Below are 17,184 nucleotides of genomic sequence, written 5' to 3'. Positions count from 1 at the left end.
CTTAAATCGACGGTATTTTTTCTGAATCAGTTGAAGTTCTTCTTGAGTATGTTGGTTTGGATGACTGTGAGGACGGCGACTTTTGTTACGTAAGCTATCCCACGTCTTATCGTAACGCTTGCGCCAACGTTGGACGTTTTGACGGCTTGTGCCATAACGACGGGCTGCTTTGGCGTTATTATCATATTTTTCCGCATACTCAACAACTTTTTGCCTATATCGCATTTCTTCTGTTATAATTGACTTCATGGGGAGCTTCCTTTCACACTATGGTTTTTATTTTGTCTAGATATAGTGTACCAGAAGCTCCTCTTTTTTTTATGTTTTTGTGTCACATATGTATGATACCCTTACATTTTTTGAAAATTATCTATTTAGTCGAAATGGGTTACGCATAGACCTTGAGACTCCTTGTCTTTTAGCTCTTTTTTCAACTCATCAATAAAGAGTTGCAGTGATAATTCTTGGTCTGTTGTTTTACTTTTATGTTGAACAACGTACAATGCGCGGTAAATCGGATCAACTACATCAATCCTTTTCAATTGCATCGAATCCTTCATTTGACGATAAATACATAATGGAATAACTGCCCATGATTGAGGCATGTTCAATAATTGAAGTAGTAGATCAACAGAGTCGACAGTAATGGCTGGTAATTCTTCCATCGGCCAATGTTCATTCGCCCAAATATGAAAATCCGGTCCCCAATCAAATTCAATTTGTTGTTGGCGCGGTAGTCGCTTGATGTTCTTAATAGTAGAATAATCCGCTACCCCTTCGCGATAGACAATCACTAAAGGTTCGCTGAACAATTGATAGGTTTGCAGATTCGTTGTATTATATGGCCTTGAAACAATCGCCATTTCAATTTCGTGAGTATGCAGTCTTTCATAGATCGTATGGTTCCAGTGGGAGGTAATGTTTAACGGTAGAATTCTCTCATTGGCCATTTTATAGTAGAAACTATTTAAGAAGTAAGTATTTAAACTATGAGGAATACTTACTCTTACTTCAGTTAAATCCTCTTGTTGACTCCATGCTTCTATTTTACGTTGAAGTTGTAAATAGTTAATCGCCAACTCTAAAAACTCTAAACCTTTTTGGGTAAGTTGAATGCCTTTAATTCCTTGGCCTCTTTTTACGAGCATGACATTTAAATCTTTTTCTAAACTACTCAAGCGTCCGGATAAAGTGGACTGACTTACGTAAAGTAATTCTGCTGCTTTGGAAATACTTCCTACTTCTACTATCTTTAAAAATGATTCCACTTTCACTGTATCCACTATATTCAACCACCTATCTGTAATCTTAATCATTATTATGTCATAAAAGGTAAGGATTAACAATTGAAGATATTAGATGTTTTGCTTAGCTAGCAAAAATTATATAGACAACTTCATCAACCTTCGCTATAGTACACATAGCTTTTCATCAATGAAAAGTATTTTAAAGATAAGGAGATATTTAGATGAAGAAAAAAATGACGCGTTTCATTCTCGGAATGTTCTTGAGCACTCTGTTGCTCCCTACTTTCAATGCGCAGTCAGAGGTAAACAGCGAGAATTTAGGTTATATTACGTTAGCTCAATCATCAAGAGACGAAGAAAAAATATTTACAGTTCTCGATTGGAACGTGATCGATGGAGATACGGCAGACTTTATTTTAGACCGAGTTCAAGAACCAAGTATTAAGGCACGATTTTTATTAATCGATACTCCCGAGTTAAAAGATCCTAACCCTTACGCACAGACAGCTAAGCAGCGGGTCATTGAACTGTTTAATAATGCAGATGTAATTGAAGTTGAATATGAGGGAAAAGAAAAAGATCATTATCAACGGGATTTAGTTCATGTCTGGGTAGACGGTATTTTACTTCAAGAAATTTTAGTCACCGAAGGATTAGCGATTGCGCGATATATCGATGGATATATTAATAGTCAATATGTAAATGCTATTTATGATTCCCAAGATTACGCTCACAGCAGTGGATTAGGCGTATGGGATGGAAGTCAGCCTAACTTTGTCGCTAAAGCTGAAGCCCGAACTGGCCAACAAATTGCGCCCCTTGCGGCAACGCCAGATACGACTACCGAAAACCAATCAAATGTCTACTATAAAAACTGTTCTGAAGTTCGTGCAGCAGGTGCTGCTCCAATTTACCCTGGAGACCCTGGATGGGATCCTAAGTTTGACCGGGATAATGACGGGATTGGTTGCGAGTAGTTTTCGTGTTCTTTCTATGTTACTTAAGTTTATGCTAATGTATTAACAATGTAATTAAGTCATATTATGGAGGAGACAATGCGCGACTATTTATCACTAGAAGAAAAAGCTTATGTAGAACAACGGGTCCAAAACGAAAAGAAAAGTGCCGGAGCGGCTTATTTATTGTGGTTTGTTCTCGGCGGTATCGGCGCCCACCGCTTTTATTTAGGCCGCCCAATTAGTGGATTAATTTTATTACTTACTACTACACTGACTGGTGTGTTTACCTGGTTCATTCCGACAGGACTCTGGGTATTTATTGATTTGTTTTTAATTAATGGCATGCTTCGCAAAAACACCAACAACATTCGAAAACGCATCACGAAAGAAGTCCTTTCAAGCCAAACATTTTAAGATTAAAGCAACAAGCTCTCCTACTTCCCGTAAGAGAGCTTGTTTCATTTGGTAGTCTATTAATTTTATTCACCGAAAGCGACGTAGACGGTGTTGAAATAATCTTCGTAGGCAACGTTGTGGGTTAAACTTCCGCCCCCTTCTGTTCCTACTCCTAATGTTAAGGATGGCGGTAAGTTCGTGATCGCTCCGATCGAACCTAAAACTCCTTGAGTGTTAACTAAGTTACGAGAGCAGTTGACTTCGATACCGTATTTTTCAATATGATCTTGATTATTAGAAAATAGAACCGAGGTGTGTCCTTTACCTTCTTGGTCTAATAAGTCGTTAGCTTTGTTGACTGCCCCATCAAAATCGTCTACTAAATGGAATCCTAAAACAGGACCTAACACTTCCCGGGTAAAGCAAGATTCAATGCTAACATCTTCTGGTGCATACCCTAAAAGTAACGTCGTATCTTCAGGCGTATCGATTCCGGCCATCTTCGCAATTTTATGGGCCGGTTGTCCGACCACATCAATATTTTTAACTCCTGGTTTTAAGAAAATTAATTCATCAATCTTTTGTGCTTCTTCCGGTGTTAAGAAGTATACTTTAGCATCTTTTAGCGCTTCTTTAACTTCATCTTCCATTGATTTAAGCGTAATGATGTGCTGATCCGATGAACAAATCACACCATAGTCAAAAGTTTTTGAATCAACAATGGTCTTAGCAACAAAAGCTAAGTCAGCGCCTTCGTCAATAATAATCGGCGTATTCCCACCACCTACTCCAATGGTTGGGTTACCTGAAGCATAAGCTGCTTTTACCATCGGTGTACCACCAGTAGCTAAGTTTAAGCCAATGCCTTCATGGTGAAGAAGTTCCTGTGTCTTTTCTAAAGTAGGTGACACTAGTACTTGAATCAGTCCATCCGGCGCACCGGCTTTAACAGCAGCCTCATTTAAAATTTTCGCTGTTTCAATGATACCTTTTTCCGCCCTTGGGTGAGGGGATAAAATAATACTATTTCGTGCCTTTAATGCATTCAGTACTTTAGAAATAACAGTGGACGTTGGATTAGTCATTGGAATCAGTGCGGCGATAACGCCAATAGGCCGGGCTACTTTGTAAATTTTATTGGCTTCATCTCGTTCATAAATTCCAACGGAAGGTTTATCTTTTAAATATTCATAAATCGTTTGAGAGGCGAACAAGTTTTTCGTTGTTTTATCTTTAATGTTTCCAAAACCTGTTTCTTCGTGGGCTAACGTTGCAAGATGTTCGGCTTGGTCTGTAGCAGCGGTCGCCATCGCTTCAACTACCCGGTCTACGGCTCCTTGATCGAATTGACGGTATTCTTTTTGGGCATCGGCGGCTAATTGAATTAATTGATCTACAGAAATTGTTTTGTCGAGTAACATTTGAATAGCTCCCTTTCTTTTCATATGATTTATTTCTATACATAGTGTATAATGGAAGCGCATTCATAGGGTATTACTATTTTGTTATCATTTTGTACTTTTATGTATATCGTAATAATATTCACATTCACAAAGTCATAAAGAGGGTTTATTATGTGTTACATTCAATTAGTTGATCTGCAAACTGACATGATCGAAACAATTCAATCCTTTGTCCACCAACACTTTTTTAATACTAAATGCCTTTCTTCTATTCATTTAAACCAAGTCAATGATACATTGAAAAATGAAGAAATTGATCTCATCGTTCTTGACGTGACCTATTTATCTTTAGAACAATTTGCAGCTTATCATCAAAGGTGGACTAGCCATCACCCCAATGTTCAGTTTATTTTGCTCACTCATTTTGTGACGAAAGATTATTTAATTTATGCTTTAAGAAATCAAATTAATGATGTGATTCAACTGCCTTTACAGGATGAAGATGAACTTCTGTTAGCTTTTCATCGTTCGATCATCAAAGCCAATGAAATATCCCTTCTTCATAAACCTTATTTAATCGATATATCCGATCAACGTAAGCAAATTATTTATGATGTTTTACAGTACATCCATCTCCACTACCCGTCTGAGATCACTTTAGAAGATATCGCCAGCCATTTTAACTTTAGCCCTAGTTATATTAGCCGACTATTCAAAAAGACAACGGGGGTTAGTTTTCGTCACTATTTAATTAAGTATCGCTTAAAAAAAGCGCAAAAGCTCCTCACTAGCTCCGATCAACTCATCGCAGACATTAGTGATCAAGTTGGGTTTTCCGAACCCGCTTACTTTAGTCGCACTTTTAAAAAGGAGTTCCAAGTCACTCCCGCTCAATATCGTCAATCCAATAGCTCATTAAAAAAAGAGCCTGTCGCATAACAGGCTCTCATTCTTTAATTATAAACGTTCGTTTAATTCTTTAGCTAACTCTTCAAATCCTGGCTTGCCAAGTAAAGCAAACATATTTTTCTTGTATGCTTCTACTCCAGGTTGGTCAAATGGGTTAACCCCGTTTAAGTAACCTGACATCGCAACAGCTTTTTCGAAGAAGTAAATTAAGTAACCTAAACTGTATTCATCTAATGTAGGAATATTAACGATAAAGTTTGGTACTTGTCCATCCGTATGGGCTAGTAATGTTCCTTCGAAAGCTTTTGTATTAACAAAGTCCACGGTTTTACCTTCTAAGTAACCTAAACCGTCTAAATCTGATTCCATTTCTGGAATAGCCAAGTCATGACGAGGTTCGCCGACTTTAATGACTGTTTCGAATAAGTTACGTTGACCTTCTTGAATATATTGACCTAATGAGTGAAGGTCCATTGAAAAGCTTGCGCTTGATGGGTAAATGCCTTTAAAGTCTTTCCCTTCAGACTCGCCAAAGAGTTGTTTCCACCATTCGTTAAAGGAAATTAAAGCTGGTTCGTAACTAATTAATAGTTCCATTGTTTTCCCTTTACGGTATAAAATATTACGTAAAGCTGCATATTGGTAAGCCGCATTCTTTTCTAACTCTTTTTGACTGTACTCTTCGTAAGCTGCTTGAGCTCCTTTAAATAATTCATCCGTATTAAAGCCCGCTGCAGCAATTGGAAGTAACCCAACGGCGGTTAAGACAGTAAAGCGTCCACCTACGTCATCTGGAATAACAAAAGTTTCGTATCCTTGAGCGTTTGCTTCTTCTTTTAAAGCTCCGCGCTTAGCGTCTGTAGTCACGTAAATACGTTCAGCTGCTTTTTCTTCACCATATTTTTGAATAAGTTTTTCTTTTAATAGTCTAAAAGCAATGGCTGGTTCCGTTGTTGTTCCGGATTTAGAAATAACGTTTAACGCAAAATCACGGTCTCCGATAAAGTCCATTAAGTCATGTAAGTAAGTTGAGCTAATGTTGTTACCAGCAAAAACAACGGCTGGCTGACCTTTTTGGCCATTTAAGTAGCTTGCAAAACTGTGGTCTAAAAACTCAATGGCAGCACGTGCCCCTAAGTAAGAGCCTCCAATTCCGATCACAACGAGTACTTCGTTATTTTCGCGAATTTCTTTAGCTGCTTTTTGAATACGTTCATATTCTTCTTTATCGTAGTCTACGGGTAAATCGACCCAACCTAAAAAGTCATTACCTTGACCTGTTTTGTTATGGATCATCTCATGAGCCACTTCAACAAAAGGTTTTAAGTAGTCTAATTCGTGATCGTTAAAAAAGCTGTTTGCTTTTTCGTAGTTAAATGTTACCTTTTTCATCCAAAGGACCTCCTATTTTTTCTTTTTAAATAAATTTGCTTCGTCAATTTCCACAGAGTGGAGCCCTTCTTTAATCCAATGAGGCATAATTTTTCGAATGGAAGAAAAGCCGATTTTTGGTAAAGAGCGGTATTTTTTTCGTTTGAGTTTCGCCGGAAATGGCGGAACGTTTAATGGATGTAGCGTTCGAAGGGATAAGCTGATCTTATGAGTATATTCATCAATATCAATCACTTGCACTTTTAGGCGTTCGCCCACTTTAGCAATTTGGTCTAGATGCGTAATATACCCATGATCACATTCAGAAATATGGATGAGTCCTTGTTCTTTGTCAGATAATTTGACAAAAATACCATAGTGTTGAATGCCCGTTACTTCGCCTTCAACAATATCACCAATCTTAAATGAACTCTTCAATATTCCCTAACCTCCTTCTTAAGCTACTGAGTCGTCGTTAATCGTAATGCTTTCAATGACGACGTCTTCTTCTGGATGATCTGATAGCGTCGCAACATTTTCAATTGCTTCAACCACATCCATGCCTTCAACGACTTGTCCAAAAACAGTATGACGTCCGTCTAGCCAAGGCGTTCCACCTTCATTTGCGTAGGCTTCAATAATTTCTTGAGGATAGTCTGCTTGTTCCATTTGTTGAAGTAAATCAGATGGTACGTGCTTAGCCGTTACAATGAAGAACTGGCTTCCATTCGTGTTCGGACCAGCGTTAGCCATTGATAAAGCACCTCTTAAGTTAAACAACTCTTCATGAAACTCATCTTCAAAGTTGCCACCATAAATACTTTCGCCACCCATTCCTGTTCCCGTTGGGTCTCCGCCTTGAATCATAAAGTCTTTAATCACGCGGTGGAAAATAACGCCGTCGTATTTTCCTTGGCGAGCTAATTCAACAAAGTTATGGACTGTTTTAGGAGCTGCTTCTTCGAAAACTGCTAAAGCAATATCTCCTTTATTTGTATGTAAAATAATATCTTTAGATAATTTATCGATATTTAATTGTAAAAATTTCGACACTTAATCCACTCCTTAAAGTTACTTTCTAAATCGCAACTACTATTTTAACGCATTTATTTTCTAATTTCATTACTTTTAACCAATCTTCTTGATTCCTAGGTGAATAACTAGGTATCAAGCGGTTTTTTTGTTAAAATATTTAATAGATTGAAACACAAAGGAGCGATTATCACCATGAATGTTCCTCTTTTAAATTCTCTAATCGCTATTATTTTTACGCAACTTATTAAATTCCCCATTGCCTATTTGAAAAATCGGCGCAATAAAGTCGATATTCAAATTATTACCGCAACGGGTGGCATGCCAAGTTCACACTCGGCCGCAGTGAGTTGTTTAATTGTAAGTCTCGCGTTGCAATACGGTTTATCTTCTCCTTCTGTTGCGATTGCGACCGTTTTTGGTATTATCGTCATGTTTGATTCCATGGCGATTCGACGTCAAAGTGGAGAGCAAGGACTCGTATTAGATGTTTTAGCTCGCCATTACTTAGAACAAAAAAAGCAACCAGTGATTGAAAAAGAGAGTCATCAAACCCTTCAAACTTCTGTTCCCGTTGAACCGGGATTTTCCAACTATGAATCTCGAATTATTAATAAATATTTAGGTCATAAACCAACGGAAGTTTTTGTAGGTGCTTTAGTCGGTATGGCCGTCGCATTTGTCGGTCATATTTTATTTCATCAATAATTAGAAAGGTGACGTTATGACAGATCAAGAAATATACGATATTACTATTATTGGCGGAGGTCCCGTGGGACTTTTTGCGACATTTTATGCGGGTCTACGCCAAGCAAAAGTTAAACTCATTGAAAGTTTAATGAATTTAGGCGGCCAGCCCAGTCATTTATACGCTGAAAAATATATTTATGATATTCCCGCTCACCCTAAAGTAACTGGTGAAGAATTAGGTCGTTTACTAACAGAACAATTAAATTTATTTGATCCAACCATTTGCTTAGGCGAAGAAGTCACGATGATTCATCCTTTAGAAGATGGTACTTTTAAACTTGAAACATCGAAAGAAATCCACTATTCACGGTCTATCATTTTAGCTGTTGGAAGTGGCGCTTTTTCGCCGCGGCGCATCAAATTAGATAACGCTTCTTCTTATGAAGGGCACTCTTTACACTACTTTGTTAAGGACTTAAACTCTTTTAAAGATCAAGTCGTGGCAGTTGCTGGTGGTGGCGACTCGGCAGTAGATTGGGCTCTAGCTCTTGAACCGATCGCTAGTAAAGTTTATTTAGTCCACCGCCGTCAAAAATTTAGAGCCTTAGAACATAGTGTTCATCAACTTCAACAATCGTCGGTTGAAATTTTAACCCCCTATAATCCAAGTCAACTGATCGGCGATGGGACCCATTTAACTCATTTAGAACTGAATAAAGCTCGAACGGACGAATTTATTCAACTTCCTGTCGATCATTTAATTGTTAATTACGGCTTTTCTTCTCATTTAGGCCCGGTAAGAAATTGGGGACTGTCCTTATCCCAGCAGTCAATTGAAGTCAATTCATTAATGGAAACATCCATTCCAGGAATCTTTGCGATTGGTGACATTGCCCAATACCCAGGTAAAGCTAAACTGATTGCCACTGGATTTGGCGAAGCGCCTCTAGCGGTTAACGAAGCGATTAATTATGCTAACCCTGAAGGCGTCACCCCTTATATTCATAGTACTAGCCTATTTTAACTTGACTTAAAGGAGAAAGAATATGTCTAAAAACAAAGAAAACTTATTGAAATCCAGTCTACTACATCAACACGCTGTTGATTTATTAAATGAGCGTGGAGTGATGATTGAAGACATTGCTAAAATTGTTTATGATTTGCAGTATCATTATATTTCCGACTTAACAATGGAGATGTGCGTCGAAAACGTCCAGAAAGTATTACTCAAACGTGAAGTGCAAAATGCTATTATTACAGGAATTGAATTAGATATCGCTGCTGAGGAAGGCTCTTTTTCTCCATTACTAAGTGATTTACTTATGCGCGATGAAGGACTTTACGGAATTGATGAGATTTTAGCTCTATCTATCGTGAATGTGTATGGTTCCATTGGTTTAACAAACTTTGGCTATGTTGATAAATTAAAGCCAGGGATCATTGGTGAATTAAACGATGAAAAGTCAGAACGTTGTAATACGTTTATCGATGATATTGTCGGTGCGATCGCTGCAGCTGCCGCAAGTCGAATGGCTCATGACAGTCCTAAAACAGATAATATCGGTGAACATACTAAAAAAGGTGCTTAGTCAAAAGACCTCCCGCTCTTCATTGAGTAGGAGGTCTTCTTTATAGGGTAACTTTCTTCATTGCATATAAATAAACTTCATACATTAAGACGATGACGACTAAACAACCAAAGAAAAAACTTTGTGGTAGTAGTTCAATAATTGGATCGGTATAAGGATCAAATAGCCATAAATCATTATTGAACAACACTTCATGCATCCATAAAAATAACTGATCAAACGAAACGACTGCTAATAACAAAATTGTTAAAGGTAAGATAACCGCCCCGTTAAACCATTGATTTAACTTAACTGATTGAAAGGGTTGTTTTTTTATCTTGCGATGTAAAAAGATAAAGATCACTAACCCTAAAATCGTCGCTATAAATAACACCATAAACCAAGCTTTAACTTCATGGAAATGTTGAATGGCTCCCGAGGAGCTCGGTAAATTAGGTAAATAAAACTCTCTTTTTTCTGGATGAACGAGAAATAACCACATCGCATAAAAATTATTATAAACAGCTTCTTTACTTAAACCCGTCAGCTGGGTAAAAGTAGGCGTTAAAAGCCATAAATGATAAAAATAAGGAGCCATTAAAATAGTTGTGGTTATACTTAATAAAAAACATTCCACAACACCAATTATCATGTACAACCCTTGCCAAATACTGGAAGATTTCATCCTTTTAAAACTCCCAATAAGACAAATCTTCTAATAAATAAGTAGGCTCTCCTTGGGTAATGTCATCGCGAGTAGATACTCCCGTTAGAAGCATCAATGTATCTACCCCATAACGAATGCCTGCTTGAATGTCCGTTTCATAGTTATCACCAATTAAAAGCACATCTTCTTTACTTAAGCCTAATTGTGCCATCGCACCGTCCATAATGGGTTGATGGGGCTTACCAAAGATGTTTCCTTTTCTACTAGTGGCGTGTTCAATAAAAGCAGTAATTGCACCAGAACTTGGAATAAATTGATCTCCTTGAGGAATTAATCGATCTTCATTGGTCACTAAATAATCTGCTCCATTTAAAATCGCTTGAACAGCCAACTTTAATTCTTCATAATTTGTTTGACGATTTAACCCTTGAATAACAACATCAGCTTGATTAGTTTGAACTCGCTCTAAGCCTGCTTCATCAACTAGTGCTTTAAAAGCTGGCTCTCCAATAACAAAAACTTTATCTTTTGCATGATGAGCTTTTAAATAATCAATCACTGCTAAAGATGACGTATACACTTGGTGAACGCCGATAGGTTCTCCCACAAGAGTAGTTAAATGTTGCGCGATCATTTCAGGGGTTTTAGTAGCGTTGTTCGTTAGGAAAATAAACGGCGCTTTTTGATCAATTAAATCACGAACAAACTTTTCAGCCGTCGGGATCCGTGTATCTCCTTTATACATGGTTCCGTCTAAATCGATAATATATCCTTTATAGTCTTTCACGAGGTTAGTGCTCCTTTTGTTTTAATGTAAAATGATGTTGCGTTTTTTACGGACTCGCTCCACTGGAGGTGTCATCTTTTTAGAAGATACTTTTTTCACTTTAAACGGATGACGAGTTGACGGTTTTGTTTTCTTTTTAGGTGTTCGCGATCTTTTTTTAGGTTTATTGTAACGCGATTTATTCGACTTAGGAACTTGCGTTAAAGGCTTTTTTTCAACCTTTTCTAGGACAAAATATTTACAATCAAAATTGCAGTATTCTTTTAAATAATCATCTAAAAAATCGATACGTTGATTGCGAGGGGCTTTTTTTCGGTTTAAATCATAAAAACCTTTTAAACGTAATTGATCAAATCCCCAGTCACCTACTATATAATCAAACCCTTCAAAATAAGGAACATAACGATTCAAAAAGCTTTCTAAATCAAAAGCATCCTTATAATTTAATACTAAGGCGTAATCGTTCGATTCAATGCTATATAAATTATCATCGAGTTGTGTTCCTTGATAAGTTTCATAAGTCGTTGAAGAGGTTTGACTCGATTCAGTGGCAATATCAGTTAAAATATCGCCAATTTGATCGGATAATGTTGAGTGATCTTGACTCATCTGAAAGTCTCTCCTTTATTTTTCTTCGTTAGTCATATTGTACATGACTCGTATCTGTAATCAAAACGCCAACCATTCGAATATAATATTCTTCATGTTGCTCGTTCCATTCTTCTTTTGTTTGAATGGCAAAGTATTGTCCCTTCACATCAGGATAAATGTGGGCTTGCCATTGATCCAGTAAAAAGTGTATCAACACCTCTGGATGAGTTTGCCAAGTGGATAAACGAATATCTCTTAGAGGAATATATAGCTCATATAAATAACTACTCAAACGGTACGGCGCTTCTTCAATATTCGGAAAATACGCTCTAAAATCTAACCCCTCAGGAGTGGTACTTTCTAAATACTTGTAATCAATTAAATCTTGAACGTACTTCCACCCACCTTCTTTTAAAGATAGATCGACTTCAATTAAAGACAAGCCATCTTGTTGCCTTAACCCATTTAATTCTTCTAAAAATAACTGGTTCAATTCATCCATCGACCAATGGTCATTTAAAGATTGGGCCACTTGTTCTGCCAACTCTTTTTCTGGTAAAGAATGAGCTAATAATTGGTCTACTGGGCTTTGAGGTAGTTTTAGTGTATTAGATGTAGAGGTTTTAAAAGGAAGCGTCTCAAATAACAAGTCAGGATTAGATCCTATTAACCCTAATGTCAATAGTATGATGATGATTTTTAAATAAAATGTGAGTCGTTTCATCCCGTTCTCCTATTAAAAAAAGTACTGACCCAAAGGTCAGTACTTTAGTGTTCTACATTTCTTTTGGTGCTTTAATGCCTAATAAGTTCAATCCATCTGCTAAAACTGAGGCGACGCTTTCAACTAAAGCGATTCGGCTATTAATGCCTTCGTCGTCTTGTAAAATACGTGAATGAGCATAGTACTTATTAAAGCTTTGAGCTAAATGAATTAAGTATTTTGCGACCACAGAAGGTTCATATTGGGTTGCAGCTCGTTCGATAATTCGTGGGTAATCAGCCAGTAACTTAACAACGGCCCAACTGTCGTCATCATTTAACGTTAAAGTATCTTTTGTATCAACAGATTTTCCGTAACGTTTTAAAAGGGAATGAGCTCTAGCATGAGCGTATTGAATATAAGGTCCTGTTTCTCCTTCAAATTGGACGATTTCTTCTAAGTTTAAATCAAATCCAGTTAAACGATCATTTTTTAAATCGTGGAAAATAACCGCTCCGACCCCAACATCATGCGCCACCGCTTCTTTATTTTCAAGAGTTGGGTTCTTTTCTTCAATTTGTTCTAGCGCCAATTTAATTGCTTCATTTAATACATCCACTAAAAGAACCACTTTACCTTTACGAGTGGATAACTTTTTACCACCCATCGTAATCAACCCAAATGGGACGTGGATGATGTCATCCGCCCAATCGCGGTCCATTAAGCGAAGCACTTCTTTAAGTTGTTTAAAGTGCATGGACTGCTCGTTACCTACAACATATAAAGCTTTATCAAATTGATAGTTGTCATAACGATAATTAGCAGCAGCTAGATCTCTTGTTGTATAAAGACTTGCTCCGTCGGACTTTTTAATTAAAGCCGGTGGCATATCTAAATGTTCTAAGTCAACAATAGTTGCTCTGTTGTCCACTTTTGTAATGCCTTTTTCTTCTAATTCATCAACAATTGGATCCATCTTATCATTATAGAACGCTTCACCGTTATAAGAATCAAATTGAATGTCTAACATGTCATAAACCGATTGGAATTCATTTAAAGAATCTTCTTTAAACCATTGCCATAGCTCGACTACGTCTTGTTCTTGATTTTCTAAAGCTAAAAAGGCTGCGCGCCCTTCATCGGTTAATGTCGGATCTTTTTCTTCTTCTTCGTGGAACTTAACATATAGTTTAACTAGTTCCGCGATGGGATTTTGACGAACTTTCTCTTCGTCACCCCATTTACGGTAAGCAACAATCAATTTACCAAACTGAGTTCCCCAGTCGCCTAAGTGGTTGATGCGAATCGGTGTATAATTTTCTTTTTTTAGAATGTTTGCGATGGCATTTCCAATCACCGTTGAACGTAAGTGCCCCATAGACATCGGCTTAGCAATATTAGGGCTAGACATGTCAATAACGACATTTTTGCCGTGACCTAAGTCGCGACTTCCGTAATTTTCTTCCGTCAAAACATTGGTTAAAACATCATCACTTACTAACTCGCGTTTTAAAAAGAAGTTAATATATGGACCGACCACTTCTACTTTGTCAAAGGATTGAGTGTCCATTTCTTCGACAAGTTCTTGAGCGATGAGAGGGGGAGCTTTTCTTAATACCCGGGCTAACGTAAAAACGGGAAAAGCTAAATCTCCATGAGTGGAGTGTTGAGGGACTTCAATAAGTTGGTTAATATCTTCTTTTGATAAATGATCTAATAGTAAAGGATATAATGCCTCTACGACAATCGATGTTTGATTCATCTTACTCCTCCTTCAATTATTGCCTACTTCACAAAAAATAAGCCTCTAGCTAACTAGAGGCAAGTGTGTAGACGAGTAAATCGTTGATTAAATAGTCTGATAATAAAATCTAGTTCTTCTCCATTTTAGCAAACATCCACATAATCGTCTACTAACTTTTGTCGGCTAATGAGCCCGGGAAACATTTGTTGACCGATGTACCAAAAAATCAAAGCTTCCATTAAACCTAAAACAAATCCAGCACTGACATCCGATAAATAGTGAACGTTTAAATAAATTCGCGTCCACATAACAAATAATATAACCATAAAAGCTATAAGACCCATGACTACTTTTGGTAATTTAATCACACCCCAGCTTAAAATAATAAACAAAATAAACCAATAGAAAAAAGAAGCTGAAGTCGAATGGCCACTCGGAAAACTACTAGTTGTTTCAATGACTAAACGCGGGGTCGGTCTTGGTCGATCAACTGCTCCTTTTAAAAGGGTCGGGATAACTAGAGTGCTTAAAGCAATACTAGAAATAAACCAAGTCATCGATTTAAATTGCTTCTTTTTTATAAAGAGAGCTACCATACTTAAAGTAAATAGTGCAGGAAGATAAATGCCTAAAACATCAGTGACAAAAGCTAAAACGGTTGTTTTATTTGCCGTCACTTGCGTTCTTAGTGATACTTGACCAAAATGATCCATTGCTTGAAGCCAATGAGCATCAGTTAAGACACCATAAGTCAAAAGTAAAAAGAGTCCTAATAAAAGACTCGTCCATAATAAAAGTGTTCGTCTTGTTATATACATAAACCGCTCCTTTTTAACCTAATACCATGAGTGTTAAAGTGATCAACACAAGAGATATTAAAATCGAAACCGATGATAAAAATGATGCTGCTGCAGGAGACACTTCATAGTCCAACATTTGAATGGTCGAAGCAGTCGCTACAGGAGAGATCGCTAAAATGACCAACGTTAATTTAATTGTTTCATTTAAAGGTAATAAGAAATAAGCAATCCCTGCAAAAATAAAACCGGTTAAATATTTGACAGATAAAATATGTTGAATATTTGCTAAACTCGCTTTTGGAAAATCAAAGTTTAAAAAGAGTCCTAACATAAACATCGCTAAGAAAGAATTTGCGCTGGCAAACATATTAACACTCTTCATAATCCCTTCAGGAAGTTGCCAACCCAGTCCCATTAAAGGCAACATAAATAAATAAACAACGAAAGCAGGTGACGTCAATAGCTTACGGGCGACTGCTTTTATAGAAAATTGATGATCGTCATGCTGAATCGCATAATCGACCATTAGAGGACGACCTCCAAACATCATTAACGCATTTCCAATATCAAATCCGACTAATAATGGTACTGCCGGAGGTAAAAAGCTTTGAATAAATGGAATTACAAAGTTTCCAATATTATACCCTCCTTGCGCAAGCATCATAAAGGCTTGATTTGTCGCATTTTCTTTACGATAAATCCATTGACCAATTAATACAGACAATAAGTTCGCTCCTAGACCAAATAAGATCATATGAAAAATAGTCTGAGTTAGAGATGCCCCGTTTAAACCAGCAATTAAAACAGCTGGTAACGTTAAATTTAAAATGATCGTTGATAAGACTTTCCCGTCATCTTGGGTGAGTAGACCTATTTGCTTACAAAAATAGCCCATAAAGAGTGTGACAACAAATTGACTCGTATGTATAAGTATGTCGATCACAACATAACCTCCTCATTTAATTCTTTTTCTAGTATAGCACATCCCATTTAAACCAAAGAAAAAACAAGCCATTAGATCGTTCTAGTGGCTTGTTTTAATTCGCTTGCTTGAATAACACGAGCGCTTTGTTGTAAGGCATCGACCAATTGAACATCGTGGGTTATCACTAAAATCATCATCTGTTCTTTAGCTAGACGGCGAATAATCGCTGCGACTTGTTCGACAGATTGCGCATCTAAAGCTGAAGTAGGTTCATCAAAGCACATTAAGCGCGGATTCATCATCATTGCTCGTGCAATCGCTACTCTTTGTTTTTGGCCTCCGGATAATGTGTTAGGTTTTTGGTCCATTTTATCCGCTACGCCCATTTGATCTAATAGTTGATGGGCTCTTTTAACTAACTTATCTTTTGTATCTGCCTTATGGGATAAAGGTGCTAAAAGTAAGTTGTCTTTTACTGTGAGGTTAGGAAATAGTTGGTAATCTTGAAAAACCATCCCAACGGATAGTTGATAAGACTGTTGCTCGTTTTTTGGTGTGGCTACCCCGTCTTTAATTAAATAAGTTTCATTAATAGAAATTGATCCTTCATCAGCCGTTTCGAGTCCATTTAACAGTCTTAAAAGCGTCGTTTTTCCACTTCCCGATTCTCCTAGTAAAATAACAATTTCCCCAGGTTCAATGGTTAAATCAAATTGTTCGATAACAGAGGTACGACCAAATCGTTTAGAAAGTTGTTGTACATTTAAACTCATCTGTTGCCTCCTAGCGATATAAATAATGTTCGATTCGTCGAAGCACTAAAGTAGTGATTCCTGTAATGATTAAATAAATCACGCCAACATATACAAAGGGAATTAAGCTTGCTTGACTATTCGACATAGCCCGTCCGACTTTAAGTAATTCTTCTAAACCTAAAACGTACACTAAAGCCGTGTCTTTAATTAAACTAATGACTTCGTTTCCAACAGACGGCATAACAATTTGCCAAAGTTGAGGTAAAATAACTCGACGAATCCCCACAAGCGGTTTAACAGATAATACTTTTAAAGATTCATATTGACCTTCAGGGATTGAGTTTAAACCACCACGAAATATTTCAATAAAGTAAGCTGCATAGTTAGCAATCATTGTTACAATGGCAGCCGGAAAACGGTCTAAGACGATACCAATAAAAGGTAATCCAAAGAAAACAAACATCATTTGTAACAATAAAGGCGTTCCTCTAAATAAATACACATAGCCTTGAATAAGAACTCGTATTATTTTAGGTGACTTTTGTTGAATAAAAGCAAATAATAATCCTAAAGGAATACTCGCGATGAGTGTATAAGTAAACACTTCAAGGGTTAACTTTAACCCTCTCATTAATGG

General features: G+C 37.1%; 21 protein-coding genes. 6 read left to right on the top strand and 15 right to left on the bottom strand.

Going from position 1 to position 17,184, the window contains the following annotated elements:
• Positions 1-249 (bottom strand): helix-turn-helix domain-containing protein (locus BLR79_RS03055; protein WP_143338767.1); only part of this gene is annotated, 249 nt, incomplete at its 3' end.
• 125 nt (positions 250-374) lie between these two features.
• Positions 375-1,283: a LysR family transcriptional regulator gene (locus BLR79_RS03050; RefSeq protein WP_159427577.1), complete on the bottom strand. Its 909-nt coding sequence runs from the start codon at positions 1,281-1,283 to the stop codon at positions 375-377.
• A 185-nt stretch (positions 1,284-1,468) separates the two neighbouring features.
• Here BLR79_RS03050 and BLR79_RS09175 point away from each other — a divergent pair, with 185 nt between their 5' ends.
• Together BLR79_RS09175 and BLR79_RS03040 are read left to right on the top strand one after the other, a co-directional pair.
• A complete protein-coding gene (locus BLR79_RS09175; protein ID WP_092084741.1) occupies positions 1,469-2,224 on the top strand; it encodes a thermonuclease family protein in 756 nt (251 codons plus the stop codon).
• A 78-nt stretch (positions 2,225-2,302) separates the two neighbouring features.
• Complete coding sequence (locus BLR79_RS03040) at positions 2,303-2,620, top strand: TM2 domain-containing protein (protein WP_092084735.1); 318 nt, start codon at positions 2,303-2,305, stop codon at positions 2,618-2,620.
• A gap of 65 nt (positions 2,621-2,685) precedes the next feature.
• On the opposite strand, the gene BLR79_RS03035 is transcribed toward BLR79_RS03040, so the two are convergent.
• Positions 2,686-4,047, bottom strand: coding sequence for an aldehyde dehydrogenase family protein (locus BLR79_RS03035; RefSeq protein WP_159427576.1), 1,362 nt, complete (start codon positions 4,045-4,047; stop codon positions 2,686-2,688).
• A 129-nt stretch (positions 4,048-4,176) separates the two neighbouring features.
• Here BLR79_RS03035 and BLR79_RS03030 point away from each other — a divergent pair, with 129 nt between their 5' ends.
• A complete protein-coding gene (locus BLR79_RS03030) occupies positions 4,177-4,944 on the top strand; it encodes a helix-turn-helix transcriptional regulator (protein ID WP_092084731.1) in 768 nt (255 codons plus the stop codon).
• A gap of 18 nt (positions 4,945-4,962) precedes the next feature.
• On the opposite strand, the gene BLR79_RS03025 is transcribed toward BLR79_RS03030, so the two are convergent.
• Genes BLR79_RS03025 through BLR79_RS03015 form a run of 3 tightly spaced genes read right to left on the bottom strand, consistent with a single transcriptional unit; the run spans position 4,963 to position 7,338 of the window.
• The gene (locus BLR79_RS03025) at positions 4,963-6,306 is read right to left on the bottom strand and encodes a glucose-6-phosphate isomerase (RefSeq protein WP_092084729.1); all 1,344 of its coding nucleotides are present in this window, start codon (positions 6,304-6,306) and stop codon (positions 4,963-4,965) included.
• Positions 6,307-6,318: 12 nt separating this feature from the next.
• Positions 6,319-6,723, bottom strand: a complete 405-nt coding sequence (locus BLR79_RS03020; RefSeq protein WP_308409738.1) for a CvfD/Ygs/GSP13 family RNA-binding post-transcriptional regulator — start codon at positions 6,721-6,723, stop codon at positions 6,319-6,321.
• Positions 6,724-6,741: 18 nt separating this feature from the next.
• Positions 6,742-7,338 carry a peptidylprolyl isomerase gene (locus tag BLR79_RS03015; RefSeq protein WP_092084725.1) on the bottom strand — a complete coding sequence of 199 codons (597 nt, stop codon included), beginning with the start codon at positions 7,336-7,338 and terminating at the stop codon, positions 6,742-6,744.
• Between the two features lie 174 nt (positions 7,339-7,512).
• Here BLR79_RS03015 and BLR79_RS03010 point away from each other — a divergent pair, with 174 nt between their 5' ends.
• Genes BLR79_RS03010 through BLR79_RS03000 form a run of 3 tightly spaced genes read left to right on the top strand, consistent with a single transcriptional unit; the run spans position 7,513 to position 9,596 of the window.
• Positions 7,513-8,025: a divergent PAP2 family protein gene (locus BLR79_RS03010; RefSeq protein WP_092084723.1), complete on the top strand. Its 513-nt coding sequence runs from the start codon at positions 7,513-7,515 to the stop codon at positions 8,023-8,025.
• A 16-nt stretch (positions 8,026-8,041) separates the two neighbouring features.
• Positions 8,042-9,031: an NAD(P)/FAD-dependent oxidoreductase gene (locus BLR79_RS03005; RefSeq protein ID WP_092084721.1), complete on the top strand. Its 990-nt coding sequence runs from the start codon at positions 8,042-8,044 to the stop codon at positions 9,029-9,031.
• 22 nt (positions 9,032-9,053) lie between these two features.
• Positions 9,054-9,596, top strand: coding sequence for a phosphatidylglycerophosphatase A family protein (locus tag BLR79_RS03000; RefSeq protein WP_092084719.1), 543 nt, complete (start codon positions 9,054-9,056; stop codon positions 9,594-9,596).
• Positions 9,597-9,636: 40 nt separating this feature from the next.
• Here the strand turns inward: BLR79_RS03000 and BLR79_RS02995 are convergent, their stop codons facing one another.
• From BLR79_RS02995 to BLR79_RS02955, 9 genes are all read right to left on the bottom strand, one after another.
• On the bottom strand, positions 9,637-10,260 hold the full coding sequence (locus BLR79_RS02995) for a TIGR01906 family membrane protein (protein WP_092084718.1): 624 nt from the start codon (positions 10,258-10,260) through the stop codon (positions 9,637-9,639).
• Between the two features lie 4 nt (positions 10,261-10,264).
• On the bottom strand, positions 10,265-11,029 hold the full coding sequence (locus BLR79_RS02990) for an HAD-IIA family hydrolase (RefSeq protein ID WP_092084716.1): 765 nt from the start codon (positions 11,027-11,029) through the stop codon (positions 10,265-10,267).
• Positions 11,030-11,050: 21 nt separating this feature from the next.
• Positions 11,051-11,638, bottom strand: a complete 588-nt coding sequence (locus tag BLR79_RS02985; protein WP_092084714.1) for a YutD family protein — start codon at positions 11,636-11,638, stop codon at positions 11,051-11,053.
• Positions 11,639-11,666: 28 nt separating this feature from the next.
• Positions 11,667-12,344 (bottom strand): hypothetical protein, encoded by a 678-nt coding sequence (locus tag BLR79_RS02980; protein WP_092084712.1) that lies wholly within the window; start codon positions 12,342-12,344, stop codon positions 11,667-11,669.
• A 52-nt stretch (positions 12,345-12,396) separates the two neighbouring features.
• On the bottom strand, positions 12,397-14,085 hold the full coding sequence (argS, locus tag BLR79_RS02975) for an arginine--tRNA ligase (protein WP_092084710.1): 1,689 nt from the start codon (positions 14,083-14,085) through the stop codon (positions 12,397-12,399).
• Between the two features lie 125 nt (positions 14,086-14,210).
• A complete protein-coding gene (locus BLR79_RS02970; RefSeq protein WP_092084708.1) occupies positions 14,211-14,885 on the bottom strand; it encodes a phosphatase PAP2 family protein in 675 nt (224 codons plus the stop codon).
• Positions 14,886-14,898: 13 nt separating this feature from the next.
• Positions 14,899-15,810, bottom strand: coding sequence for an AEC family transporter (locus BLR79_RS02965; protein WP_092084706.1), 912 nt, complete (start codon positions 15,808-15,810; stop codon positions 14,899-14,901).
• Between the two features lie 71 nt (positions 15,811-15,881).
• The gene (locus BLR79_RS02960) at positions 15,882-16,565 is read right to left on the bottom strand and encodes an amino acid ABC transporter ATP-binding protein (RefSeq protein ID WP_092084704.1); all 684 of its coding nucleotides are present in this window, start codon (positions 16,563-16,565) and stop codon (positions 15,882-15,884) included.
• Positions 16,566-16,575: 10 nt separating this feature from the next.
• Entirely contained in the window at positions 16,576-17,178 is a 603-nt protein-coding gene (locus BLR79_RS02955) for an amino acid ABC transporter permease (RefSeq protein WP_092084739.1), read from the bottom strand.
• Positions 17,179-17,184 lie beyond the last annotated feature (6 nt).

This window comes from Dolosicoccus paucivorans (assembly GCF_900100125.1).
Taxonomy (GTDB): Bacteria; Bacillota; Bacilli; order Lactobacillales; family Aerococcaceae; genus Dolosicoccus; species Dolosicoccus paucivorans.
The sequence above is the reverse complement of the archived record's forward strand: the minus strand, read 5'-3'. Positions and strand labels throughout refer to the sequence as shown.

Excerpts from the sequence above, each read along its gene's own strand:
- BLR79_RS09175 (WP_092084741.1), top strand. The coding sequence starts at position 1,469 with ATGAAGAAAAAAATGACGCGTTTCATTCTCGGAATGTTCTTGAGCACT.
- BLR79_RS03040 (WP_092084735.1), top strand. The coding sequence starts at position 2,303 with ATGCGCGACTATTTATCACTAGAAGAAAAAGCTTATGTAGAACAACGG.
- BLR79_RS03035 (WP_159427576.1), bottom strand. The coding sequence starts at position 4,047 with ATGAAAAGAAAGGGAGCTATTCAAATGTTACTCGACAAAACAATTTCT.
- BLR79_RS03030 (WP_092084731.1), top strand. The coding sequence starts at position 4,177 with ATGTGTTACATTCAATTAGTTGATCTGCAAACTGACATGATCGAAACA.
- BLR79_RS03025 (WP_092084729.1), bottom strand. The coding sequence starts at position 6,306 with ATGAAAAAGGTAACATTTAACTACGAAAAAGCAAACAGCTTTTTTAAC.
- BLR79_RS03010 (WP_092084723.1), top strand. The coding sequence starts at position 7,513 with ATGAATGTTCCTCTTTTAAATTCTCTAATCGCTATTATTTTTACGCAA.
- BLR79_RS03005 (WP_092084721.1), top strand. The coding sequence starts at position 8,042 with ATGACAGATCAAGAAATATACGATATTACTATTATTGGCGGAGGTCCC.
- BLR79_RS03000 (WP_092084719.1), top strand. The coding sequence starts at position 9,054 with ATGTCTAAAAACAAAGAAAACTTATTGAAATCCAGTCTACTACATCAA.
- BLR79_RS02995 (WP_092084718.1), bottom strand. The coding sequence starts at position 10,260 with ATGAAATCTTCCAGTATTTGGCAAGGGTTGTACATGATAATTGGTGTT.
- BLR79_RS02985 (WP_092084714.1), bottom strand. The coding sequence starts at position 11,638 with ATGAGTCAAGATCACTCAACATTATCCGATCAAATTGGCGATATTTTA.
- BLR79_RS02980 (WP_092084712.1), bottom strand. The coding sequence starts at position 12,344 with ATGAAACGACTCACATTTTATTTAAAAATCATCATCATACTATTGACA.
- argS (WP_092084710.1), bottom strand. The coding sequence starts at position 14,085 with ATGAATCAAACATCGATTGTCGTAGAGGCATTATATCCTTTACTATTA.
- BLR79_RS02970 (WP_092084708.1), bottom strand. The coding sequence starts at position 14,885 with ATGTATATAACAAGACGAACACTTTTATTATGGACGAGTCTTTTATTA.
- BLR79_RS02960 (WP_092084704.1), bottom strand. The coding sequence starts at position 16,565 with ATGAGTTTAAATGTACAACAACTTTCTAAACGATTTGGTCGTACCTCT.
- BLR79_RS02955 (WP_092084739.1), bottom strand. The coding sequence starts at position 17,178 with ATGAGAGGGTTAAAGTTAACCCTTGAAGTGTTTACTTATACACTCATC.